The 23,809-nt window shown below is 34.8% G+C and carries 22 protein-coding genes, 2 pseudogenes and 1 other annotated feature; of the genes and pseudogenes, 17 read left to right on the top strand and 7 right to left on the bottom strand.

The window, feature by feature from the left end:
* The first annotated feature begins 10 nt into the window (after nt 1-10).
* The 3 genes from opp4C (at nt 11) to JR050_RS11505 (ending at nt 2,390) form a co-directional block, all read left to right on the top strand.
* A complete protein-coding gene (gene opp4C / locus JR050_RS11515; protein ID WP_204203640.1) occupies nt 11-931 on the top strand; it encodes an oligopeptide ABC transporter permease in 921 nt (306 codons plus the stop codon).
* 247 nt (nt 932-1,178) lie between these two features.
* The gene (locus JR050_RS11510; protein WP_204203675.1) at nt 1,179-1,388 is read left to right on the top strand and encodes a YuzI family membrane protein; all 210 of its coding nucleotides are present in this window, start codon (nt 1,179-1,181) and stop codon (nt 1,386-1,388) included.
* Between the two features lie 249 nt (nt 1,389-1,637).
* On the top strand, nt 1,638-2,390 hold the full coding sequence (locus JR050_RS11505) for a YjbA family protein (protein ID WP_204203639.1): 753 nt from the start codon (nt 1,638-1,640) through the stop codon (nt 2,388-2,390).
* A 55-nt stretch (nt 2,391-2,445) separates the two neighbouring features.
* Here the strand turns inward: JR050_RS11505 and JR050_RS20840 are convergent, their stop codons facing one another.
* The 4 genes and pseudogenes from JR050_RS20840 to JR050_RS11490 form a co-directional block, all read right to left on the bottom strand.
* On the bottom strand, nt 2,446-3,405 hold the full coding sequence (locus JR050_RS20840; protein WP_430392879.1) for a methyl-accepting chemotaxis protein: 960 nt from the start codon (nt 3,403-3,405) through the stop codon (nt 2,446-2,448).
* Nucleotides 3,400-3,897: pseudogene (locus tag JR050_RS20835) on the bottom strand (HAMP domain-containing protein); the annotation flags it as partial. The pseudogene JR050_RS20835 and the gene JR050_RS20840, both read right to left, overlap by 6 nt.
* A gap of 951 nt (nt 3,898-4,848) precedes the next feature.
* Nucleotides 4,849-5,835: a tryptophan--tRNA ligase gene (gene trpS / locus JR050_RS11495; RefSeq protein ID WP_204203637.1), complete on the bottom strand. Its 987-nt coding sequence runs from the start codon at nt 5,833-5,835 to the stop codon at nt 4,849-4,851.
* A 52-nt stretch (nt 5,836-5,887) separates the two neighbouring features.
* Nucleotides 5,888-6,130 (bottom strand) — a binding site (T-box leader).
* A 48-nt stretch (nt 6,131-6,178) separates the two neighbouring features.
* Nucleotides 6,179-6,556 carry a DUF3899 domain-containing protein gene (locus tag JR050_RS11490; protein ID WP_204203636.1) on the bottom strand — a complete coding sequence of 126 codons (378 nt, stop codon included), beginning with the start codon at nt 6,554-6,556 and terminating at the stop codon, nt 6,179-6,181.
* 339 nt (nt 6,557-6,895) lie between these two features.
* Here JR050_RS11490 and JR050_RS11485 point away from each other — a divergent pair, with 339 nt between their 5' ends.
* The 6 genes from JR050_RS11485 (at nt 6,896) to JR050_RS11460 (ending at nt 14,054) form a co-directional block, all read left to right on the top strand.
* Nucleotides 6,896-8,578, top strand: a complete 1,683-nt coding sequence (locus JR050_RS11485) for a peptide ABC transporter substrate-binding protein (RefSeq protein WP_204203635.1) — start codon at nt 6,896-6,898, stop codon at nt 8,576-8,578.
* A 150-nt stretch (nt 8,579-8,728) separates the two neighbouring features.
* Nucleotides 8,729-9,658, top strand: coding sequence for an oligopeptide ABC transporter permease (gene opp3b / locus JR050_RS11480; protein ID WP_204203634.1), 930 nt, complete (start codon nt 8,729-8,731; stop codon nt 9,656-9,658).
* Nucleotides 9,658-10,674 (top strand): oligopeptide ABC transporter permease, encoded by a 1,017-nt coding sequence (opp3C, locus tag JR050_RS11475; RefSeq protein ID WP_204203633.1) that lies wholly within the window; start codon nt 9,658-9,660, stop codon nt 10,672-10,674. The genes opp3b and opp3C overlap by 1 nt, the downstream gene beginning before the upstream one ends.
* Before the next feature lie 18 nt (nt 10,675-10,692).
* Entirely contained in the window at nt 10,693-11,772 is a 1,080-nt protein-coding gene (locus JR050_RS11470) for an ABC transporter ATP-binding protein (protein ID WP_239454293.1), read from the top strand.
* On the top strand, nt 11,765-12,700 hold the full coding sequence (locus tag JR050_RS11465; protein WP_204203631.1) for an ABC transporter ATP-binding protein: 936 nt from the start codon (nt 11,765-11,767) through the stop codon (nt 12,698-12,700). The genes JR050_RS11470 and JR050_RS11465 overlap by 8 nt, the downstream gene beginning before the upstream one ends.
* A 151-nt stretch (nt 12,701-12,851) precedes the next feature.
* Nucleotides 12,852-14,054, top strand: a complete 1,203-nt coding sequence (locus JR050_RS11460) for a putative glycoside hydrolase (protein WP_204203630.1) — start codon at nt 12,852-12,854, stop codon at nt 14,052-14,054.
* Nucleotides 14,055-14,083: 29 nt separating this feature from the next.
* On the opposite strand, the gene JR050_RS11455 is transcribed toward JR050_RS11460, so the two are convergent.
* Nucleotides 14,084-14,275: a hypothetical protein gene (locus JR050_RS11455; RefSeq protein ID WP_204203629.1), complete on the bottom strand. Its 192-nt coding sequence runs from the start codon at nt 14,273-14,275 to the stop codon at nt 14,084-14,086.
* 376 nt (nt 14,276-14,651) lie between these two features.
* Here JR050_RS11455 and spxA point away from each other — a divergent pair, with 376 nt between their 5' ends.
* Complete coding sequence (gene spxA, locus JR050_RS11450) at nt 14,652-15,047, top strand: transcriptional regulator SpxA (RefSeq protein ID WP_204203628.1); 396 nt, start codon at nt 14,652-14,654, stop codon at nt 15,045-15,047.
* Nucleotides 15,048-15,086: 39 nt separating this feature from the next.
* Here spxA and JR050_RS11445 read toward each other — a convergent pair whose 3' ends face one another.
* Entirely contained in the window at nt 15,087-15,746 is a 660-nt protein-coding gene (locus JR050_RS11445) for a YjbE family putative metal transport protein (protein WP_204203627.1), read from the bottom strand.
* Between the two features lie 500 nt (nt 15,747-16,246).
* On the opposite strand from JR050_RS11445, the gene mecA reads away from it, so the two are divergent.
* The 7 genes and pseudogenes from mecA (at nt 16,247) to JR050_RS11410 (ending at nt 22,481) form a co-directional block, all read left to right on the top strand.
* Nucleotides 16,247-16,930: an adaptor protein MecA gene (gene mecA / locus JR050_RS11440; RefSeq protein WP_204203626.1), complete on the top strand. Its 684-nt coding sequence runs from the start codon at nt 16,247-16,249 to the stop codon at nt 16,928-16,930.
* Nucleotides 16,931-16,990: 60 nt separating this feature from the next.
* Nucleotides 16,991-18,502 carry a cardiolipin synthase gene (gene cls, locus JR050_RS11435; RefSeq protein WP_204203625.1) on the top strand — a complete coding sequence of 504 codons (1,512 nt, stop codon included), beginning with the start codon at nt 16,991-16,993 and terminating at the stop codon, nt 18,500-18,502.
* A 67-nt stretch (nt 18,503-18,569) separates the two neighbouring features.
* Nucleotides 18,570-19,802, top strand: a complete 1,233-nt coding sequence (locus JR050_RS11430) for a competence protein CoiA (RefSeq protein ID WP_204203624.1) — start codon at nt 18,570-18,572, stop codon at nt 19,800-19,802.
* Between the two features lie 17 nt (nt 19,803-19,819).
* Nucleotides 19,820-21,634, top strand: a complete 1,815-nt coding sequence (pepF, locus tag JR050_RS11425) for an oligoendopeptidase F (RefSeq protein WP_204203623.1) — start codon at nt 19,820-19,822, stop codon at nt 21,632-21,634.
* A gap of 68 nt (nt 21,635-21,702) precedes the next feature.
* Complete coding sequence (locus tag JR050_RS11420; protein WP_204203622.1) at nt 21,703-21,861, top strand: hypothetical protein; 159 nt, start codon at nt 21,703-21,705, stop codon at nt 21,859-21,861.
* A gap of 184 nt (nt 21,862-22,045) precedes the next feature.
* Nucleotides 22,046-22,201, top strand: a pseudogene (locus JR050_RS11415) (sigma factor-like helix-turn-helix DNA-binding protein); the annotation flags it as partial.
* Nucleotides 22,191-22,481 (top strand): zf-HC2 domain-containing protein, encoded by a 291-nt coding sequence (locus JR050_RS11410; RefSeq protein WP_204203620.1) that lies wholly within the window; start codon nt 22,191-22,193, stop codon nt 22,479-22,481. The pseudogene JR050_RS11415 and the gene JR050_RS11410, both read left to right, overlap by 11 nt.
* 346 nt (nt 22,482-22,827) lie before the next feature.
* Here the strand turns inward: JR050_RS11410 and map are convergent, their stop codons facing one another.
* On the bottom strand, nt 22,828-23,577 hold the full coding sequence (gene map, locus JR050_RS11405) for a type I methionyl aminopeptidase (protein ID WP_204203619.1): 750 nt from the start codon (nt 23,575-23,577) through the stop codon (nt 22,828-22,830).
* Between the last annotated feature and the right edge of the window lie 232 nt (nt 23,578-23,809).

Raw genomic sequence — 23,809 nt, 5'->3', positions numbered from 1 at the left:
AGGTGAAACCATGGAACCAGTTACTCAAAATGAAACGACTGTTGTGCTCGGCAATAAGAAGACTGTAACACGCGGACAGTCTCCATGGAGAATAGCTAGGAAGAAGTTTGTGAGAAATATACCCGCAATGCTAGGGTTAATATTCCTTATCTTTATAACACTCATTACAACCTTTGCCTCATTTATTACAATTCCATATGAAGAAACGATTAAGGTGAATCTGTCACAGATGGCAAAGGAACCAAGTTCTGATTTTATCTTCGGGACAGATAAAGCAGGAAGAGACATATTTGCACGCCTTTTATATGGAGGGCAAGTTTCTTTAATGCTAGCGTTTACGATTACAGTTTGTATTACAGTTATCGGAACAGTTATCGGAGCAACAGCAGGATTCTTTGGTGGAGTGGTGGATAATATTTTAATGAGATTTACAGATTTCATTTTAACTTTTCCATTCCTAATCTTTGTTATCGTGCTAAGCTCGATCTTTAAAGGATCAGGATTAGTAACGTTAATCGTTGTTATTAGTCTCCTATCGTGGGGAGGCTTAGCTCGTCTAGTTAGAAGTAAAATTTTAGCTGAAAAAGAAAATGAATATACACTTAGTGCCATTTCGATTGGTTGTTCACCATTTAAAGTTATTTCGAAACATTTATTACCTAACGTCATGTCTACAATTATCGTTCAAGCTACACTTACATTAGCTGTTATGATTGTAGTTGAAACAGGCTTAAGTTTCTTAGGATTTGGCGTTGCATCAAGTACACCTACGTGGGGGAATATGCTACAAGAGGCACGGAGTCCAGACGTATTAAGTAAGAAGGTTTGGATTTGGCTACCACCTGCAACAGCTATTACATTAACAATCCTTTCGATTAACTTCGTTGGTGAGGGATTAAAAGATGCCTTTAACCCGAAATCAAGTCGATAATGATGACTAAAAAAATCTGTCACATACATGTGATAGATTTTTTTATTTATATAACAGTGTTAAATGTTGATTTTGAAATAAGAGTTGATTGTAGTGGCCATTTATATAAATAAGAAATTAAGATGGAGCTACTTTTTAGTTTCAAGTTTTTTCAACTTTTATCAGGTTTGTACATATAACTATTCCTTATTGTCATACATATAAAGAAGGAGTGGACAAGGTTGTTAGTTTAGGAGGCGAGTGTTTGATGGTCTTTCGTTTATTTTTATTTTTATTAGGGTTCGGTGTAGCTGTAATTGGTGGGATTTCTACAATTGCTTACTTAAATTTGCTTACAACAGGTCATGGATTCATTGATTATCTTTACTTCATTTCGAGGAGAGTTGAGTGTTATCTATTTCCACTAGGAGTCTCAATTATCGGGCTTAGTATTTATATCCCGTCATCAGGAAGATAATCATGATTTTACCTTTCTCTTAAGCAATTTACTAAAACGTTGTTGATTTTCATTATTTTTTTGATTTGACGAAAATATTGCCGAAACCCTTATAATTACGTCTTTTTAGACTTGTTCAAAATATAACAATCTATTCGAAAACACCTCTCTCTTAAAAAGATGTGCAAGAAGTTACCGAGATTGGAATAAATTTACGGGAATTTGCTCATACTGTTTGATAATAAACAGATATAAAGTGAGGGGTACTACATGTTGTATCTGCATGACGTATGGGTTAACTGGTTTGAAGGTGAGGAAAACGGATATAATGTCTGTCACTTTCACGAATGGCGTAAAGACGATCGGGTTGAACTTTTAGACCAAGTCCCACTAATTAAAGTTGAGACAACGTTGTTCCATTATATTGAGAATGATTTGATGGATTTGCCCGGTCAATTAATGAATGATGTATATCAAAAAGCATATTTACGTAAAAATCATGAACGTATTCAGCTAGATTATTGTTTTGTTATCACAGACGGTGTAGGTATACTAGCCGTTGATACGATTGGATATAATATACCAATTCGAAAAAGTAGACTCATTCCAAGGCAAGAGCAATTAGTCTATGATATGGTCTCCGATCAAGAGGAAACACAATACAATTTTAATAAGGTTAAAGATACGAACGCGAAAGAGTATCATATATTATCCCCGTCTCCTCATTTAATGAGCGGATTAACAAGAAAAGAACGACAACTTAAACAGCTTTTGTTTATGGTATTGGACCAATTGTATATGTCTAAAAATGTAGCAGAAATCAGGTATTGGTTCACAGATTGGGATCCTACGAAATATAAAGAAATTCAAGAAATGGAATTCGAAGTAGCGTGGAGAAGTTTGTTAGAAGAAGTGCAATATGGCTGGAGCGAACGCCATCTACAATTGTGCGAGAATCTAATAAAAGGACAACCCTTTTTCGAGAAGCTTTGGGAACTAGAACAAGAAACAAGAGTGAACTAAAATTAAATACATATAATAAGGAAGAGGGATGCAAATGTTGCATCCCTCATTTCCATTATTCTTCTGTTATTACTTTAAATTGACTTACAGATTCGTTTAAATCTTTTGCCATATTAAGTAATAAATCAATGTTTTCAATAACTCCATTCATACTACCAGTAGCTTGAATCGAAGAAGCTGCTACTTCTTGTGTAGAAGAACTTGCTTGTAATGCGTACGATAAGCCCTCTCGTGAATGATCTTGGATCGTTTGAATATATGTTTTTTGCTGACTAAGTAAATCTGCCATAAAGTTAACAGATACTAGCACTTTGTCCATTGAATGTACAATCTCTGATAATGCATTTTTAGCAAGCTCAGCTGATTTACTTTCATCTTTCGCTTTTTCAATACTGTCAGTCATTTTTGTACTAACAATTTCAATAGATTCTAAAATTTGTTTGATGATTGTCTCAATTTCAACTGTTGCACTATTACTTTCAACAGCTAATTTACGTACTTCATCTGCAACAACTGAGAATCCTCTTCCATGTTCTCCTGCACGAGCTGCTTCAATACTTGCGTTAAGAGCGAGTAGATTTGTTTGGCTAGCAATTTCATTAGATCGGACTGTTATTTTACGTATTTGTTTCGTACGCTCCTCTAGTCGAATTACTTCTTTTGAAGAATCAGATGTCGCTTCAGCTAAGCTTTGAACTCCACTTATTAACTTTTCTAATATTTCTTGATTAGAGAAGATATTATGTTGTGTATCCTTTGCTGTATCAATTACAGTTTCACTTTGATCTTCAAGTTGAATGGCTACTTTTAAGAACTCAGTTACCTTTTCATCAGTCTCTTGGCTTATTGACGTTTGTTGTTCAGCACCCTTTGCCACTTCATCAATTGCTGCAGTGATTTGCTCTGAAGATGCCGCTGCTTCTTTTGCTGCTTCTCTTAAATCATTTGAAGTAGTAAAAGTGAGTTGAGAAGCCTGTTGTGTACGTTTAACAATTGATTGTAAATTTTCAATCATATGATCGAAAGAAGTTGCAAGTGTACCAATTTCATCTTTACGCTTAATTGTAATTCTCTTTGTTAAATCACCATTTGCCACATCTTGAGTAACATCAATAAGTTGTTGTAGCGGTGTAACAATACGTCTTGAGAAAAGATAACCGAAAATCGCAATACCAATTATCGAAACCAAAATAAGTGCATAAATTATTGTTTGAAGTGATGAAACAGAACTAAAGGCAACAGAAGCTGGAGTTTCAACGAAAATGGCTACTCCTAATTCTTTATTATAAGAATATGCTGTGACTTGATCTTCCCCTAATTCGTTTTTAAATGTTCCAACTCCATTGATTAATCCTTTACTCTTATTAGCATTAGATAAACGAGTAGTTAAATCTTGAACACCTTCATGATTAGATAGTGGTTGTACTTTACCTTGAGACACAAAACTTTTTAGCCATTTTTGGTCATCTGCAGCAACTACAAATCCATCTTTAGAAACGAGATACATTTTTTGGTTAGAAGAATTATCACTTTCTCCTCTTACATGCTTCCAAATAGCAAAAGTATCTAAATATGTTCCAATGTATCCGATCGGTCGATTAAGTAAATCGGTAACCGGGGTTGCTACTTCAAACGTAAAATTGTTTCCCATACTTTCTTGTCTTACTTGAAGGGGACTAATATAGAAGTCTTCTTCTTTCAGAGCCTTTACAACTGGATCATCTGAGCGATTTGAGAGAACAGTAGTTAAACCTTTTCTCATAACTTCTTTACCGTCAGCTCCGATATGATAAATATCTAGAAAACGAGGGTTAGATCCTCTCATCTTCGAATATCCATCACTTATTGACTTATCATCTAAATTTACTAGATTATCACTCATTAAATGCAATTGTTCGACTGTTGTATCCATATAGTTTTCTAAAGTCTTCATTTGTGTATTTGCAACAGACAAAGATTGAGATTGGATGGAGTCCTTTAGGTTTGAAATGATAAATGGAATGATGATTGCGCTAAGAATGATTCCAAACGCTGCTAATGAAATGATAAATGCAGCATTCATCTTAAAACTTATTCCATGAAATTGTGGCTTAAAACGCAAATTTTTTAAACCCTTAATATTCTTGATGTTGAATGCTCTTCTTCCACGAGAAGGTAACTTTAATTTTTTCTTCTGCGGAAATAGTTTGATTTTCACTTTTTTCATGAAAAGGCCTCCTAAATTTCGACAAATTTCTGAAAATATTAAAATCATTATAGCATGAAAAAAGACCTATATGTCTTAATGTTTAAAAAATTTATATATGGATTATTTATCCATTATTAATCATTACTTAAACAAAAAAGACACTCATAAAATTTTGAGTGTCTACAGTCTATTTATTGTAATTATATCTTCTTCGAAATTTAACCAGAATGGGTTTTGAGTTTGACAATTAGAGTTGAGTATCGAAAGGTACTATCTTTTCCTTCCTAACCCCATGGCGTTTTCCATTTTCTTAAGCATTTTAGAAGCAACCTTATTCGCCTTTTCAGCACCTTCATCTAAGATCTGATCTAATAAAGCAGAGTCAAGTAACTCGTAATATTTTTCTTGAATCGGTTTTAGGCTATCGATTACTACTTTTGCAACATCAGCTTTAAAGTCTCCATATCCTTTGCCTTCATACTCTGACTCTAGTTGAGGAATTGTTTTATTAGAAAGGATAGAGTATATAGTTAACAAGTTAGAAACACCATGTTTGTTTTCCTTATCATATTTTACAATTCCTTCTGAGTCCGTAACCGCACTCTTGATTTTCTTTTCAATTTGCTTTTCATCATCTAATAAGAAGATTGTTGATTTTATGTTTTGGTCAGATTTACTCATTTTCTTCGTTGGTTCTTGTAAAGACATAATTCTTGCACCAACCTCAGAAATTCGAGGTTCAGGAATTGTGAATATGTCATTATACTTTTTATTGAATCGTTCAGCTAAATCTCGTGTTAACTCTAAATGTTGTTTTTGGTCATCACCAACAGGAACTACATCTGTATTATATAGAAGAATGTCGGCAGCCATTAACGGTGGATATGTTAATAAAGCAGAGGAGACTCCTTCTTTTCCTTGAGATTTATCTTTGAATTGTGTCATTCGCTCAAGTTCACCGATATAAGAAATACATTGCATAATCCAACCTGCTTGTGCGTGTGCCGGAACTTCTGATTGAATAAAGATTGTTGATTTTTCAGGATTAATACCAGCTGCAATATAAAGCGCCGCTAAACTCTTAATATTTTTACGAAGTTGTAGTCGATCTTGTGGAACGGTGATTGCATGCTGATCGACTATACAATAGAAACAATTAAACTCATCTTGAAGAGGCGGGAAGTGACGTAACGCTCCAAGATAATTTCCTAAAGTAATCGTTCCTGTCGGTTGTAAACCAGAAAAAATTGTCTTCATTAATAATCCCTCCAATATTTCTACAAATAAAAAAGGCCATTCGATCCCTATGGATAGGGACGAATGACCGTGGTGCCACCCTAATTATTTTGCGCAAATTTGCAAAATCACTTTACTTCCATACTACATATGGAGTCCTTAGTAACGCTAGGACTGCGTTAAAGCCTACTCTGTAATTACATTTCGGTTTAAATGCTCAAAAGCCCATTCTATAATAGCGCCTTACCTGTTCACAGCTAATCCAGGCTCTCTGAGAAGACTTACTACTATATACTATCTTTATCATCGCATGTGTTTAGTAAATTTTTACTTATTATAAAGGATGAAAATATCATTTTCAATACTAAAGGTAATAAATAACTAAAAATATTATCATAATAACAATGATAATTAAGCTTGCTATGATTAAAGGTTTGGCAAATGAGTATTCATACTCTGAAGGCATTGCCATCTGATCTAGATCATCACCGAGTAATTGCCCTTGCTTAGAAAAGGTTTTAAAGAATGTACGGAAGCTATGTGTGATTGCATCGAAAAAGCCGACCTTTAAAATAAGAAGAAAGGAGCTGATAAGAAAAGCAATCATCCCTACAATAAACATACTATTAATTATAGAAACAAGTGTGAAACCAGCATCTGTAAAAAAAGGGATGATGAAAGATATTATTAATAGTAGTAAAGAAATTATAGCTATTTGTTTTGTAATCGAGAAATCTCGCATAAAATCCTCCTATTTATATAAGAAAAGAATAATAGTTGCATAAACCATCCATAATTAATGATATAGAAACTGTGGAAATCAAGCAACTATGAAAAGAAATAGATATAAATATACAAAATTAAACATAAATAAGCAATATTTGGATATAAAGTCGGTGTGTTTCTTAATTTTTAAACTAGGACTTTTGCACTATTTTCTGTAACACAAACGTAATTAAATAGGGTTTTTTGTTAAAAGTGTAAAAAAACATATATACAAAATAGTTAGAAAACTTGTATAATACGAATTGTAGATGAAAATCTTCAAAAGAAATTTAAATTTAGGGGAGGTTACCTATCCATGAGAAAGTCAAAATGGATGATGCTACTAGTACTATCAATGGTACTAAGCTTATTCTTAGCTGCATGTGGTGGCGGAGATAAGAAACCTGCTGATCAAGGTGCAGGAGATGACACAAAGAAAGATCCTGAAGTTACACAAGAAGAGCAAGTTTTAAACATTATTGATTCAGCTGAAATTCCAACTATGGATTCAATCCAAGGTACGGATGCTGTTGCTTTCCAAGTAATGTCTGAAGTATTCGAAGGACTTTACAGACTTGGTGAAAACGGCCAACCAGTTGAAGGTATCGCTGAAAGCCACACTGTAAGTGAAGATGGATTAGTTTACACGTTCAAACTTCGTGATGCAGTATGGTCAAACGACACTCCTGTAACTGCTAAGGATTTCGTATACGCTTGGCAAAAAGCTGTTGATCCTGCTAGTGCTTCACAATATGCATTCATTATGGGTGACATTAAGAACGCTAACAAAATCAACGCTGGTGAAATCACTGACTTAAATCAATTAGGTGTAGTTGCTGAAGACGATAAGACTTTAGTAGTAACTCTTGAAAGACCAACACCTTACTTCTTATCATTAACAACATTTGCTACATTCTTACCACAAAACGAAGAGTTCCGTACTGCTCAAGGTGAAAACTACGGACTTGAAGTTGAAAACTTAATCTACAACGGACCATTCACATTAACTGAGTGGAAGCATGAAGAAGGTTGGGTTTACACTAAGAATGAAAAGTATTGGGATAAAGATACTGTAAAACTTGATACAATCAATGTTAAAGTTGTTAAAGACCCTGCAACTGCTGTAAGCTTATATGAAACTGGTCAAATCGACCGCGTAGGATTATCTGCTGAATACGTTGATAAGTATTCTGCTGATCCAAACTACAGAACATATGGTGAACCAACACTGTTCTACCTAAAGCTTAACCAAAAGAACGAAGCTCTTGCTAACCTAGATATCCGTAAGGCATTAAACCTTGCGATTGATAAAGAAGGATTAGCTGATGTAATCCTAAACAACGGTTCTAAGGCTGCTTACTATGCAGTACCAGCTGAATTCGTTACACACCCAGAAACTGGTGAAGACTTCCGTGCTAAGTACGGTGACTTCAACAAGACTGACAAAGAAAAAGCTGCTGAACACTGGAAGAAGGGTCTAGAGACTCTTGGGAAAGATGCGTTATCAATCGGTTACTTAACTGGTGATACTGAAACAGCTAAAAAGATTGACGAGTACATCAAAAACCAATTAGAAACTACTCTACCTGGTTTAACTGTTGAACTACAACAAGTACCATTCAAGCAACGTTTAGAGCTTGATGATGCAATGGACTATGACATTCAAAATGCTGGTTGGGGTCCTGACTATCAAGATGCTATGACATTCTCTGATTTATGGTTAACTGACGGTGGTCACAACAAGATGGCTTACTCAAACCCTGAGTATGATAAGCTTGTAAACGATGCTAAGACTACTTTAGCTGGTGAGCCAGTTAAACGTTTCGAAGCTCTACAAGAAGCAGAGCGCATCCTTCTTGAAGAAGATGCTGCACTAGTTCCACTTTACCAACGTGGTAGTGCACAATTATGGCAACCATACGTTAAGAACGTATATGTAAACTCATTTGGACCTGACTACAGCTACAAGTGGGCTTATATCGAAGGTAAAGCGAAATAATAAGCTTTAACTAACTAAAAGGATATAAGAGAGTATGTTATAAAAAGACATACTCTCTTTTCCCTTGTATGAGAATTGTCGAATATTGGTGAATATTTATAATTGTTAATTTGTTTTATTAGTCATTTATTTTTTTAGGAGGTGCGCAACATGACAAAATACTTACTTCAACGTATTGTCTACATGCTTATCACTTTATTTATTATTGCCTCTGCAACATTCTTCTTAATGAAGCTCATGCCGGGTACACCTTTTTCCAACGAAGCTAAGCTTACTGCTGAACAAAGAGCAGTTATTTTAGAGAAGTATGGACTAGATGATCCAGTGCCTGTCCAATACGTAAAATACGTAGGTAACCTTCTAAAGGGAGATCTAGGGGTATCATTCCAATTTGATAATCGTGGTGTAACAGATTTAATTCTAGATCGTATCGGTCCTTCTGCTTATTTAGGTTTCCAAGCGATGGTAATCGGTACAATTTTAGGGATTTTATTAGGAATCGTTTCAGCATTATATCAAAACACTTGGGCTGATTATATATCAACTTTAGTAGCTATATTTGGTATTGCGATTCCGTCGTTTATTTTTGCTGGATTATTGCAATATGTACTTGGTGTAGAACTTAGATGGTTCCCAGTTGCTTTCTGGGAGGGTCCAAAGTATACTGTTCTTCCAACTATTGCATTATTGATTTTCCCAATGGCAACTGCCGCTCGTTTTATTAGAACAGAAATGATTGAAGTATTACATTCAGATTACATCTTAATGGCAAGAGCAAAAGGGATGAGAAAATCAACAATCGTATTCAAACATGCATTACGTAACTCATTAATTCCATTAATTACAGTTATTGGTCCGATGGCAGTTGGCTTAATGACTGGGACGCTAGTAATTGAGAAAATCTTCTCTATTCCAGGTCTTGGTGAACAATTTGTTCGTTCTATTACAACAAACGATTATCCAATGATTATGGGTACTACTATATTCTTCGCTGCATTATTTATCTTTATCATTTTTGTTGTAGACGTGTTATATGGAATTGTTGATCCACGTATTCGCTTAGCTGGAGGTAAAGGGTAATGAACACAGAACAAAACATATCAAAAGAACTTTTTCAACCAGCCCAAATTGATTTAAATAAAAGTGAAAGAATCGAAAAGCCGAGTTTAACTTATTGGCAAGATGCTTGGCTTAGACTTCGTAAAAATAAAGCTGCTTTGTTTGGTTTAGTAATGGTCATCATTGTTATAGCAATGGCTTTTATTGGACCATTAATGACTGGGTACGGTATTGATGATCAAGATTTGTCAAGAGCCAAAATGCCTCCAAAAGTTCCTGTATTGGAAAATATCGGTTGGCTAAGTCTTGACGGTAAGGATTCAAATGGCAATGACGTGTATGCTGCTAAAGGCAAAGAAGGAGAATATTATTATTTTGGGACTGATGGACTAGGCCGTGATATCTGGACTCGTACATGGGAAGGTACTCAAATCTCCCTTTTCATCGCATTTGCTGCTGCAATTATTGATATGGTTATTGGTGTTGCATACGGCGGAATTTCAGCCTACTACGGTGGTCGCGTCGATAACTATATGATGCGTTTTATCGAGATTTTAATTGGGATTCCAAACTTAGTTGTTGTAATCCTTATGATTCTAGTATTAGAAGCTGGTTTAACATCGATTATTATCGCTTTAACCATTACAGGTTGGACGGGAATGGCCCGTATTGTTCGTGGTCAAGTATTGAAGTTGAAAAACCAAGAATTCGTACTTGCTTCGAGAACGTTAGGTGCACCTGATAGTAAAATTATCATGAAGCATCTAATTCCTAACGTTTTAGGAATTGTTATCATCAATGCGATGTTCTCTATTCCAAGTGCAATATTCTTTGAAGCTTTCCTAAGCTTTATCGGATTAGGACTTCAAGCACCAAATGCTTCATTAGGGGTTATGATTGAGGATGGGTATAGATCATTACAAATTTTCCCACACATGATGATCTTCCCAGCAGTAGTTATGAGTATCTTAATGATCGGCTTTAACTTATTAGCAGATGGATTACGTGATGCACTTGATCCGAAGATGCGCGATTAAAAAGGGTAGGTGACAGAGATGACAGAGAAAATTTTGGAAGTGAAAGATTTACACATTTCTTTTGAGACGTATGCTGGAGAAGTTAAGGCAGTTCGTGGTGTAAACTTTGACTTATACAAAGGAGAAACACTTGCAATCGTTGGTGAATCTGGATCTGGTAAATCAGTAACATCGAAATCTATCATGAAATTAATTCCAACTCCGCCAGGGAAATACAAAAATGGTGAGATTTTATTTGATGGTAAAGATATCGCTAAATTATCAGAAAAACAAATGCAAGGAATCAGGGGATCTGATATCTCAATGATTTTCCAAGATCCAATGACTTCACTTAACCCTACTATGAAGGTTGGTAATCAAATTATGGAGGGGATTATCAAGCACCAAAAGGTTAGCCGTGCGGCTGCGAAAGAGCGTGCATTGGAACTATTACGCCTAGTTGGTATCCCTCAACCAGAAGTTCGTTTGGAGCAATATCCACACCAATTTTCGGGTGGTATGCGTCAACGTGTTGTTATTGCAATTGCGTTAGCATGTAATCCTAAAATTCTTATTGCTGATGAACCAACAACTGCACTTGACGTAACGATTCAAGCACAAATTTTAGAGCTTATGAAAGACTTACAAAAGAAAACAGATACGTCTATCATTTTCATTACACATGACCTTGGAGTTGTAGCAAACATGGCTGACCGTGTTGCTGTAATGTATGGAGGGAAAATTGTTGAAATTGGTAAGGCTGAGGAAATTTTCTATAATCCACAACATCCTTATACGTGGGGATTATTAAGCTCAATGCCTAGCTTAGAATCTGGTGATAGTGACTTATATGCAATTCCAGGTTCTCCACCAGATCTACTAAACCCACCAAAAGGGGACGCATTCGCTGCTCGTAATGAGTTTGCTATGCAAATTGACTTAGAGCAAGAGCCACCAATGTTTAAAGTATCTGATACTCATTATGCAGCTACGTGGCTATTACATCCAGATGCACCAAAGGTAGAACCACCAGCAACTGTACAACGTATGAAAGAAAGCCGTAGTATTGGTGCAGGGAAATCTTCTGTTGGTGTGAAAGAAGGTGCAAAAAATGAGTAATGAAAAATTACTAGAGATTAACAACCTTGAACAGCACTTTAAATTAGGGAAGAACAATATTCTAAGAGCAGTTGATGGAATCTCTTTTGACATCTTTAAAGGAGAAACATTTGGACTAGTAGGTGAGTCTGGTTGTGGTAAATCAACGACTGGTAGAACCATCATCCGTCTATATGATGCTTCAGGTGGAGAAGTTCTTTACGAAGGTGAAAATGTTCACGGTAAGAAGTCAAAGGCAGAGTTGAAGAAATTCAATCGCAAAATGCAAATGATTTTCCAAGATCCATATGCATCCTTAAACCCACGTATGACTGTTGCAGATATTATTGCTGAAGGTATTGATATCCACGGTCTTGCGAAAAACAGTAAAGAACGTATGGAAAAGGTTTATGAACTTTTAGAGACTGTAGGTCTTAACAAAGAACATGCTAACCGCTATCCGCATGAATTCTCAGGTGGACAACGTCAACGTATCGGTATAGCACGTGCGTTAGCGGTAGACCCTGACTTTATCATTGCCGATGAGCCTATTTCTGCACTTGATGTTTCGATTCAGGCACAGGTTGTTAACCTACTGAAGAAACTTCAAAAAGAGAAAGGATTAACATACCTTTTCATCGCCCATGACCTATCTATGGTTAAGTATATCAGTGACCGTATCGGAGTTATGTACAGAGGGAAAATTGTGGAGCTTGCTACTAGTGATGAACTATATGCAAATCCAATTCATCCATACACTCGTTCTTTACTATCTGCGATTCCACTTCCGGATCCAGACACAGAAAAAACGAGAAAACGTATTATGTACAATCCTGATATCCACAATTATGAAGATGAAGAGCCAACAATGCGTGAAATCACTCCTGGACATTTTGTGTATTGCTCTGAATCTGAATATAAGCAATACGTTGCGAAAAGCAATAAATAATAAGAAGCAATTGGTTCATATGAGCCAATTGCTTTTTTATGGTGTTATCTTTTAAAAATAACAATGATTAACATTTAAATATATACGTAAGGAAAAATGAATAGCTATATAATAATAATAATAAATACTTAAAAATGAAAGGAGAGTAATCATGAATGTAAACACTCTTAAAATTGCTATTCTTACAATTGCTTCTACAATGTTACTCTCTACTACTATACGTGCGAATGAAAGTATTGAAATAAACGATCATAAAGTTCGAAAGATAAGTCTTGTTAATAAGACATTACCTGCGAATATGACGAGATTTGTTTTTGATTCAGGTTTTACTTTTCAATATCCAGAAGCTGTAAGAGGTATATATGTTAGTGCTGGATCGTTTAAGGATGGAAAAATCAATTCATTACTGCAGTTAGTTAATAGTTCTGATCTAAATGCAATGGTAATCGACATAAAAGATGATGTTGGAAATATTACATACACACCAAACGAATCATCACCGTATACTTCTATTAGTAAGCCATATATTCAAAATGTCGAATATAATATGAAAATATTTGAAAAACATCAAATATACCCTATCGCCAGAATTGTTGTATTTAAAGACACCATATTAGCAAAGTCAAAACCAGACTTATCATTTATAGAAAATGATCACGTATGGAGTAATGGAATTGGAGATTCATTTGTGAATCCATTCCTAAAGGAAGTGTGGGATTATAATGTTCAAATTGCAATTGATGCTGCAAAGTTAGGTTTTCAGGAAATACAATTTGACTACGTTAGATTTCCAGAAGGATTTGAAAGAATGGACCGAAAGCTCTCTTATAGTATGGGAGTGTATAAGGATAAAGGATTAGATCCTGTTCAAGCAAGAGTTCAAGCTGTTTCAGATTTCGTTCAGTATGCGAGAGAACAATTAAAACCCTATAATGTAAAGGTTTCTGTAGATATTTTTGGTTATGCAGCTACCATTCCAGAAGCACCAGGAATTGGACAGAACTTCTCAAAGATTTCTGAAAATGTAGACGTAATCTCATCGATGATCTATCCAAGTCATTGGACTTCTTATTTTGGCATACATAAGCCTGATTTAGAGCCTTATCGCCTAGTTTCAGAATATAGTAAGGTAGAGAGTGCACGGTTAAAGAAGCTAAATAGCCCCCCAATTTCAAGGCCATGGCTTCAGGATTTTACTGCAGTTTACTTAGGTAAAGGAAATTATAAAAGTTACGGAAAAGAAGAGGTAGAAGCTCAAATAAGAGCGCTAAATGAGCAAGGGATTTCAGAGTTCTTGCTATGGAACGCAGGAAATAGTTATACACGGAATGTGGATTATACGCCGTTAAAGTAAAAAAAATGCATCGATATCGATGCATTTTTTTACTTCTTCTTTTTCCCACCAACATTATTCCAGCCAAGTTGTGTGTGTGTAGAATGATGGACAGATTCAAAGCCTGCTTTTCCTCGACCAAAAAATCTCTCACCAATTCCATTTAATAATACGCCTAAAATGGCAGTAAGTCCGATGATTAATAAGGAGACTAACGTGAAATCAATAAAGTATTGTGCCATTATGTACCTCCTACATGAGTTAGAAACAAAATTGCTACTATAATTCTATTTTAGACAATGTCTCCTCATTTGAAAAGGTAAATAAGTGATGAAAAGAAAAATGTTTCAAAAATATTATTTTCGGGAAAATATTTAAAAAAGGTGAAACTTTTTGTACATATAAAACGTACTAATAAGTATACATAGTAGTTTGACCAAAAGGAGGTATGATTTTACTTCACTAAAAAGTCAAAAAAAGTCAAGAAATAACTCTATTCTTATTTTGAAATTTCGTATATAATAAATATATATTTCTACTTAGTAATTATTTTAAAATAAGTATGAATATCATTATCAATTACATGTTGCTTATCATAAATAAAGGAGTGAAGTATAGATGGTTACATTATATACATCACCAAGTTGTACATCATGTCGCAAAGCGAAGTCATGGTTAGAAGAGCATGAAATACCTTATACAGAAAGAAATATTATGTCAGAGCCACTTTCTATCGAAGAGATTAAAGAAATCTTGCGAATGACAGAAGATGGAACAGATGAAATTATTTCTACACGTTCAAAAATCTTTCAAAAGCTTAATGTTAACGTGGAATCTTTACCACTACAACAACTATATACGCTAATCCAAGATCATCCAGGTCTGTTACGAAGACCTATCATCATTGATCAGAAGAGATTACAAGTTGGATACAATGAGGATGAGATTAGAAGATTTCTACCGAGAAAAGTTCGTACGTATCAACTACGTGAAGCTCAACGCCTTGTAAACTAAAAAAAACTTCTACAACTAATTATAGTTGTAGAAGTTTTTTTATGCTTTAGCTATTTTGTTTTTTACGTATCCTGCTGCTAACACGAGTATAACTGTAGAGATAGGAAGGATATACTGAAGTGAAGCATACGTATCAAAGAAGCCGGTTAATCTTGATTCATGTGTCATCATTTTACCAGCTGTAAAAGCTAAAATACCTGCACCGACATATACAAGAGCTGAGAAACGTTCCATTAACATTAAAATTAACTTACTTCCCCAAATAATGATTGGGATTGAAACAAGTAACCCGATTACGACTAATAAAATGTTCCCTTGAGCTGCACCAGCAACTGCAATAACGTTATCGAAGCCCATGACAATATCCGCAAATACAATTGTTTTCACAGCAGCAGATAACGTAACACCTGCATTAATATTCATATCATCTTCATTGTCGACTAATAGTTTATATGCGATCACAATCAGTAGAATTCCTCCAACTAACTGAAGGAAAGGAATCTTTAATAGATAGACTGCAAGAATCGTTAATAAAACGCGAATAACAATAGCTAATCCTGTTCCCAAGAATATTGCTTTATTTCGTTTTGATTCTGGTAAATTACGACTGGCCAGTGCAATAACAATGGCATTATCTCCACCTAATACAATATCAATTCCTATAATGATGAGTAATGCTGTTAGAAATTCTAAATCCACTTTCCATACACCCTTATTCTTTTTTAGTAGGCTTTGTCAAACATAATTTCAGATTACTAATAGATTGATATGACTATGTGTGACAAGGCGAAGTCTCTATTATTTTAACTTTCTCAATATACGGTTAAATAGGCAACCTGTCAAGCTATAGATATTTCTTTAGGGGAAATAGAATGAAGTTAGTATTTTGGATTTTATAGATATTTGTGTAGCATAATACCGATATATTTAGATAAGAGAGATAGTAATCTCACAAAAAAATAGGCGAACGTTTGATTTTTGAAAAATAGGCGTTTTTATTTCCCTAAATTTATTATTTGTCATAAAATATAAGTAATAGGTCAAGTTTTTACATTTCGATTTTTCGATTCTCTTTAGTCGATTCAATAAAGCTTGTATGATACGATTTAATAAATAGAAAAATGGGTACTATGATAGTACACTCCGCTCTGGGGGTAATAAGTCCCTTCAGTAGATTAAATGAGAAGGGAGAGGTGAAGATGGAAATTGAGCGCATAAATGAACATACTGTAAAATTTTATATGACCTATGGTGATATCGAAGAGCGTGGTTTTGATCGGGAAGAAATTTGGTATAACCGCGAAAGAAGTGAAGAACTTTTCTGGGAAATGATGGATGAGGTTCACCATCAAGAGGAGTTTTCTGTTGAAGGCCCATTATGGATTCAAGTTCAAGCGATGGAAAAAGGAATAGAGGTTGTAGTTACAAAGGCACAACTTTCGATGGATGGCCAAAAATTTGAACTCTCCTTAGCCGATGACAAAACAATTGATCTCCCAGTAGATGATAAAATAGAGTCGTTACTTGATCAACATTTCCAAACAAAGCAAAAAGAAACTGATGAAATACTGGACGAAATAGAGGATGAGTCATTACAGTTCCTTATTCGCTTTCAAGATTTTGAAGATGTTATATCATTAAGTCATCGTAATCAATTAAAATCTTGTAACAATCGATTACTCTTATTTGAAAACAACTATTATCTTTATGTAGAATTCCCTGAAGATATTGAAGAAGAACAATTGGATAATACATTAAGTTTATTATTAGAATATGGCATTGAAAGTCAACTTACAATCCATCGATTAGAGGAGTACGGAAAAGAGATTATTAAAGAAGAAGCATTAACTGTGATCAGTCATCATTTTCAATTAAACCCTTAACCGATTCCAATAAGGAATCGGTTTTTTACTCACGTTGTGTATGAAAGGGGGACAAATATTATGAAAAAAATCATTCAGGTAATGTTATTTATTACATTTGCAATCCTATTATTATACGGACTTCAAACGGTAATTGGCCAGCAATTTCTTGGTATATTAAGTGTCATCTTTTCAATTCTTGCTGTATTAACAGGGTTTGTTATTTTCCTTGAAAATCGTCATCCTACTAAAACGATTACATGGTTAATTGTTTTAGGAGTATTTCCGATTGTGGGTTTTATTTTTTATATATTGTTTGGAAGAAACGTGAGAAAAAATAAGTTATTCCAAGAAAAAGCGATGATAGATGAGAGAACATTCTTGAAGATTGAAGGAACACGATTTCATACACAGAAAATTCCTCATTATATCGATGAACATCAGATAAGATTATATCGATTGGCTCAAAGGTTAGGAAAAAGCCCTGTTTCTTCAAAGACATATTCTGAGGTACTCACAAATGGTGATGGGACCTTTTCTAAAATTCTAGAAGTATTGAAGGAAGCAAATAATCATATTCATCTTGAGTATTATATTGTAAGGGATGACAAAATCGGATGTGAGATAAAGGATATCTTAATTGAAAAAGCTATGAGTGGAGTAGAGGTTCGATTTTTGTATGATGCTGTTGGTAGCTGGAAACTTTCAAAAGAATTTATTCAAGACTTGATCCAAGCTGGAGTGGAAATTGTTCCTTTTTCACCTGTAAGACTAGCTTTTCTAAATCATAAAGTTAACTTTAGAAATCATCGTAAAATTATTGTGGTGGATGGTAAAAAGGGTTTTGTTGGTGGTCTAAATATTGGTGATGAATATTTAGGAAGAAATGAACATTTTGGATTTTGGCGTGATACCCACCTGTACATACACGGTGAAGCTGTTCGTAGCCTTCAATTAATCTTTTTGCAAGATTGGTATTATATGACCGGAGAAACAATGCTAACGACCAATTACTTATCTCCTTCCTATGTTGACACAGAAGGAAATGGCGGAGTACAACTTATTTCAGGGGGACCAGATAATGAGTGGGAAGTCATAAAGAATATATTCTTTGAAATGATTGCTTCTGCGAAAAAATCAATTTCGATTGCAACTCCATATTTAATACCAGATGTAGATATATTGTCTGCATTAAAGATTGCCTCCCTTGCAGGAATAGATGTGAAAATAATTATTCCAAAGCGTCCAGATAAAAAAATTGTTTTTTATGCTTCAAGATCATACTTTCCTGAACTTCTTGAAGCAGGTGTAAGGGTTTACGAATATGAAAAGGGCTTTATGCATAGTAAATTCTTAATTATTGATGATGACCTTGCTTCAATCGGAACATCAAACTTAGATATGAGAAGTTTTCATTTAAACTTTGAGGTAAATGCATATTTATACCAATCTCACAGTATTAAATCTTTAGTTCTAGATTTTCAAGAAGATTTGGCTCAATCTACAGAGATAGATTATGGAACTTTTTCAAAACGTCCATTGCGACAACGATTATTTGAGTCATTATCCAGACTTCTTTCACCATTGCTATGAGCTGCGCAGTCACCTAATGTAGCGTGACTGCGTGATTATATATAATGTTTATAAAGGAGTGAATGAAATGTTAGTTGCCCAAAACTCAAAGGGTGAAGTTATTTCATTAACGAGTAACTGGTCAAGAGAGGCTCTCTTTAGTTTAAGAAATGATGAAGAATTCTTTCATTGTCCGAGCTGTAAACAACGAGTACAAATGAAAATTGGAACAATGAAAATTCCTCATTTTGCTCACATGAGTAAAACAATATGTGATTCTTTTTCTGAAGGAGAGTCTCAGTATCATTTAAAAGGGAAATTACAACTTTATGATTGGTTCGTTCGTCAAGGTTATTCACCTATTATAGAACCGTATTTTTCACAAATGAAGCAACGCCCTGATCTATATGTAGAAATTAAGAATCAACGATATATGATTGAATACCAATGCGCTACAATTGAAAAAGGACGCTTTCAAGAGCGAAATGACAATTACTTACGTCATCACTATAAAGTTCTTTGGATTTTAGGAGCCAATCGTTTAAAACGAATTAGTCAAAATCGATTTTCTATCACCTCGTTTGATTGGCAGTTTGTCAAAATACTTCATTCAAGGCCAACACTCCTTTATTACTGTTCACAAACTGAACGATTCCTCTTCCTACATAACATAATCCCACTTCATGGAAACACTGTGTATGCAAATTTTGATATTCAAACCCCAAACGCATACTTCATTACAAACCATATTAACAAAATGGAACTTAGCAACTCTTTTGCATTAGAGTGGTTACATGTAAAGAGAAACTGGAGGCTAACTTCAGCAAATACCAAATCTCCTCAAACTAGAAAACTCCTTTTATTTTTATATCAAAAGAAAATATATCCATCGTTACTCCCTTCTGAAGTTGGTATCCCTTTACCCTCAATGTTTTGGATTCAAACTCCGGCAATTATTTGGCAAGCTTGGATTTTAATAGATTTTATCGGAAATATGGATATATCATTTTCATTTTCCTATAATGAAGCGTATGAATATTTTAATAAGAGAGCAAAGGGAGATCATTTTATCATTCGGCACTTACCTTTTATTGAGAACTCTCATTACTCTTTTGCGATAATGGAATATTTGAATAGTCTTGTGACACTCGGGATTTTATCCTGTAAAAACAAGTCCACATTTATAAAACGAAGAAATGTTCAGTTTCCTATAAACATAGAGGAAGCACTACAATCTGATGAAGAGAAGCTGAAGGCATTGAGCAAAAAAATAAAGGATTATGATTTCGTATCTCGAAGTATTTATGAAAGGAAAAAATAGTAAATGGGGGACATGTGATGACAAGCAATTCGAAAGGTAAGGAATTACCAAATCGTAGTGAAATACCTACAAACTTAACATGGGAATTAGAGGATATGTTTGAAACGAATGATAAGTGGGAGGAAATGTTTCGTGTTGTTCAAGACTTGTTACCTAAAATACGTTTATACAAAGGAAAATTGTCTAGTTCATCTGCAAACTTAATAGCAGCGTTAACTCTACACGATGAAATATTGACCAAGATGGGTCAGCTTTATACGTATGCTCATATGAGGAATGATGAAGATACAACCAATACGTTTTATCAAGGCATGAATGAGAGAGCCTCTTCTTTATATGCAAAGGTACAATCTGAGATTTCGTTTATGACTCCCGAGTTATTAGAAATACCACAAGATAAGCTCGAAGTCTTTCTAAATGAAAGTGAAGAGATAAATGAGTATCGTCATATGTTTGATGAATTAACGAGGATGAAGCCACATGTTCGTTCCTCTGAGGAAGAGGCATTATTAGCACAAATTTTAGAAGTTGCAGGTAGTTCTTCTACTTCATATGGCATGCTAAACAATGCAGACATTAAGTTCCCAACCATTTTAGATGAAAACGGAAATGAAATTCAAATCTCTCACGGTCGATATGGAAGTCTATTAGAAAATTCAGATCGAAAAATACGAAAAGAAGCATATGAAGCTGTAGGAACAACATACAAACAACATGTCCATACATTTGCAAGTTTACTAAATGGTCAGGTTAAGAAATCAAATTTTGTAGCAACTGTTCGTAAATATCAATCGGCTAGAGAAGCTGCTTTATATCCTAATAACATTCCTGAGAAGGTATATGATCAGTTAATTGATACAGTGTCAAACAATCTTTCTTTATTGTATCGTTTTTATGATTTGAAAAAGAAAGCATTAAAGTTAGATTCCATTCATTTATATGACCTTTCACCTTCAATCATTGAAGATGTCCAAATGAATATATCCTATGAGGAGGCAAAAGAGATTGTTTTACAATCTTTAGCTCCGTTTGGGGAAGACTATCAAGCTCGAATTCAATCGGTGTATGATAACAGGCATATAGATGTTCTGGAAAACAAAGGGAAGAGAAGTGGGGCATATTCGACAGGAGCTTATGGGGCAAAGCCATACATATTATTAAATTGGCAAGACAATATCCGAAATGTGTATACATTAACACATGAGCTTGGTCATAATGTTCATCGGTATTTAACTCAAACGTCACAGCCATATTCATACGGGCGATACTCAATTTTCGTGGCGGAAGTTGCCTCCACGACGAATGAAGCATTATTAACGGATTACTTATTAAAAAATACAAGTGATGAAAGAAAGCAACTATACATTTTAAACTATTATCTTCAAGGCTTTGTTGGAACAGTGTTCAGACAGACAATGTTTGCGGAATTCGAACATTCCATTCACATTGCTGAACAAAACGGTGTTGCACTTACACCAGAGTTCTTATGCAATGAATATAGAAAGCTACAAACTAAATATTATGGACCAGATGTAGTTTTATCAGAAGTATCACAATATGAATGGGCAAGAATTCCACACTTTTATATGAATTATTACGTATACCAGTATGCAACAGGCTTTAGTGCTGCAACAGCATTATCTAAGCAACTATTACAAGAAGGAGAACCTGCTGTAAGCCGTTATATGGAGTTTTTAAAAGCTGGTAGCTCTAACTATCCAATTGAAATATTAAAGCAAGCAGGAGTCGATATGACGTCACAAGCACCGATACAAGATGCACTATCCGTATTCGAAGCAAGACTGACTCAACTTGAATCAATGCTGTCGTAATGTATTGCATAGTTCTTTCGAGTTAAGGGGAATTTATACTAAAGCTTAAGTTGAAGGGGCTGGTCAGCATGAGAAAAGGGCAAAAAGGGATGACATGGACATTAACTTTACTAGGCGCAGGAGCGGTCGCCTACGGTGTGACAAAATCAATGAAAAATAAGAGTAAATCGAATCTGAACGAAGAGGAATTACTCCCACCTTCACCAGACGTGCCGAAAATCTTTTAACCTAAAAGTCCAATGCAGACATGCATTGGACTTTTTTTTGAAGGTGCTAACGCTTTATCACTTTAAAGGAGTGGGGGTCTGTCCCCCACTCCTTTAAAGTGATAAAGTGTATTCTTCTATGCACGTTTAATAATTTTTAAATAGAATCTGAAACTTTTCATACAAACAATTGTCTACGTTATTGTTAATCATTTTACGTGAATATCAAGAGTTAACTTATGAGGAAATTGCTGAAATTCTAGATTGGAAGCTTTCTAGAGTAAAGACGAATTTACATCGAGCAAAATTGGCGCTTAAACAAAGTCTAAATAAAAGTGTAGGTGAATCATATGAACTGTAATTTAGTCAGGGACCTATTGCCACTTTATATTGAAAAAGATTGTTCAAATGCAACGAATAAACAGATTGAAAGTCACCTGGGAATCTGTAAGGATTGCACGGAGTTACACAGTTTAATGAATGAGCCGATCCTAATTGAACGAATAGTTGAAGAAGAGGATTCTGAAAAGGAAACAAGTCATGTTATGCAGTATTACTATGGTAAAATTATTTTAAACGGAGCATTAATTTTTGCGTTACTGTATATGATCATCATAATGATTTCAATTTTTATTGATTAAAGACTTAGCCAAAGCTAAGTCTTTTTAACATTTTATGGGGAATAGCATGTAATTGAGCTAATTCGGCTCGCAAGATAACAGGATTGGTTTACAATAATAAGAAGTTTGGCTTGAAAGTGGAGGTTCTGGCTCGCAAAGGGCTATGCGACACCACTACATAACAATCATCGAACGAAATATGCATCAAAATCCTCAACTTATGCATCAAACCACCTGACATATGCATCAAGATCTCCAACTTATGCTTCAAACCACTTGACATATGCATCAAAATCCCAACATATGTGTCAAATACCATAATCAACATATTCTAAATACAAAAAAGAACCAAGCCAAATGCCAGGTTCTATATTTGTTCTGTTAAAATCAGTGCACCTTGTTTCGTAATCGCAATCGTATGCTCATATTGTGCAGATAGTGATCCGTCAACTGTTCTTGCTGTCCAGCTATTTGAATCCATTTTTGAGTTCCACATTCCGATATTCACCATAGGTTCGATTGTAATGACCATTCCTTCCTTTAAGCGAAGTCCCCGGTGTGGTAGACCGAAATGAGGAACTTGTGGCTCTTCATGGATGGTAGGACCAATACCGTGCCCAATGAAGTCACGTACAACCGAGAAGCCTTCTGCTTCTACATACGTTTGAATGGCATGGCCAATATCTCCGATTCGGTTACCCATTACTGCCTTTTCAATTCCTCTGTATAATGCTTCTTTCGTTACTTCTATTAATTTTTGTGCTTCAGGGCTTACATTCCCTACAGCATAGCTCCAGGCTGAGTCTGCAAGACCGCCGTTTAAGTTTACTACCATATCAATAGTAACAATGTCGCCATCTTTTAAAGGCTCTTTCCGGGGAAATCCATGGCATATCTCATCATTGATGGATGCACATGTCGCATACTCGTAGCCATTAAATCCTTTTTGTTCAGGAGTTGCCCCGTGCTTTTTTAAATATTGTTCAACAAATTGATCAATCTCGTGTGTCGTAATCCCAGGCTTGATTAGCTTTGCAATTTCTTTATGACAGCTTGCAAGTAATTTTCCTGCTTGGTGCATTAATTCTATTTCTCGTTCAGATTTAAATGTAATCAAATTAGTCACTTCCTTATCTATATCAATAACTCATTTTCTCTTATCTTTGATGACATTATCATAACAGAAAATGATGTGAATCATAAATTTTCGTGCTTACGTTTATATCGTGTATATGCGAAGGATAAAAAAAAGTTACTCGTAAAAACTATTATATATGCAAAATAAAGAGGGAATAAACTCATAATTATCGAATAGTTATATTGCAAGTATTTCGGTAATTAAAATACTT

The organism is Bacillus suaedaesalsae (assembly GCF_016890225.1).
GTDB lineage: Bacteria > Bacillota > Bacilli > Bacillales > SA4 > Bacillus_BS > Bacillus_BS suaedaesalsae.
Note: the sequence above shows the minus strand (reverse complement) of the source record. Positions and strands in the feature narration are given on the sequence as shown.

What these genes read in the sequence shown, in the direction of transcription:
- JR050_RS11460 (WP_204203630.1), top strand. Translation starts at nt 12,852, where the DNA reads ATGAATGTAAACACTCTTAAAATTGCTATTCTTACAATTGCTTCTACA.
- pepF (WP_204203623.1), top strand. Translation starts at nt 19,820, where the DNA reads ATGACAAGCAATTCGAAAGGTAAGGAATTACCAAATCGTAGTGAAATA.
- JR050_RS11490 (WP_204203636.1), bottom strand. Translation starts at nt 6,556, where the DNA reads ATGCGAGATTTCTCGATTACAAAACAAATAGCTATAATTTCTTTACTA.
- opp3C (WP_204203633.1), top strand. Translation starts at nt 9,658, where the DNA reads ATGAACACAGAACAAAACATATCAAAAGAACTTTTTCAACCAGCCCAA.
- JR050_RS11420 (WP_204203622.1), top strand. Translation starts at nt 21,703, where the DNA reads ATGAGAAAAGGGCAAAAAGGGATGACATGGACATTAACTTTACTAGGC.
- spxA (WP_204203628.1), top strand. Translation starts at nt 14,652, where the DNA reads ATGGTTACATTATATACATCACCAAGTTGTACATCATGTCGCAAAGCG.
- JR050_RS20840 (WP_430392879.1), bottom strand. Translation starts at nt 3,405, where the DNA reads ATGATTGAAAATTTACAATCAATTGTTAAACGTACACAACAGGCTTCT.
- JR050_RS11465 (WP_204203631.1), top strand. Translation starts at nt 11,765, where the DNA reads ATGAGTAATGAAAAATTACTAGAGATTAACAACCTTGAACAGCACTTT.
- JR050_RS11455 (WP_204203629.1), bottom strand. Translation starts at nt 14,275, where the DNA reads ATGGCACAATACTTTATTGATTTCACGTTAGTCTCCTTATTAATCATC.
- trpS (WP_204203637.1), bottom strand. Translation starts at nt 5,835, where the DNA reads ATGAAGACAATTTTTTCTGGTTTACAACCGACAGGAACGATTACTTTA.
- JR050_RS11485 (WP_204203635.1), top strand. Translation starts at nt 6,896, where the DNA reads ATGAGAAAGTCAAAATGGATGATGCTACTAGTACTATCAATGGTACTA.
- opp4C (WP_204203640.1), top strand. Translation starts at nt 11, where the DNA reads ATGGAACCAGTTACTCAAAATGAAACGACTGTTGTGCTCGGCAATAAG.
- JR050_RS11430 (WP_204203624.1), top strand. Translation starts at nt 18,570, where the DNA reads ATGTTAGTTGCCCAAAACTCAAAGGGTGAAGTTATTTCATTAACGAGT.
- JR050_RS11470 (WP_239454293.1), top strand. Translation starts at nt 10,693, where the DNA reads ATGACAGAGAAAATTTTGGAAGTGAAAGATTTACACATTTCTTTTGAG.
- opp3b (WP_204203634.1), top strand. Translation starts at nt 8,729, where the DNA reads ATGACAAAATACTTACTTCAACGTATTGTCTACATGCTTATCACTTTA.
- JR050_RS11510 (WP_204203675.1), top strand. Translation starts at nt 1,179, where the DNA reads ATGGTCTTTCGTTTATTTTTATTTTTATTAGGGTTCGGTGTAGCTGTA.
- JR050_RS11505 (WP_204203639.1), top strand. Translation starts at nt 1,638, where the DNA reads ATGTTGTATCTGCATGACGTATGGGTTAACTGGTTTGAAGGTGAGGAA.
- cls (WP_204203625.1), top strand. Translation starts at nt 16,991, where the DNA reads ATGAAAAAAATCATTCAGGTAATGTTATTTATTACATTTGCAATCCTA.
- mecA (WP_204203626.1), top strand. Translation starts at nt 16,247, where the DNA reads ATGGAAATTGAGCGCATAAATGAACATACTGTAAAATTTTATATGACC.
- JR050_RS11410 (WP_204203620.1), top strand. Translation starts at nt 22,191, where the DNA reads ATGAACTGTAATTTAGTCAGGGACCTATTGCCACTTTATATTGAAAAA.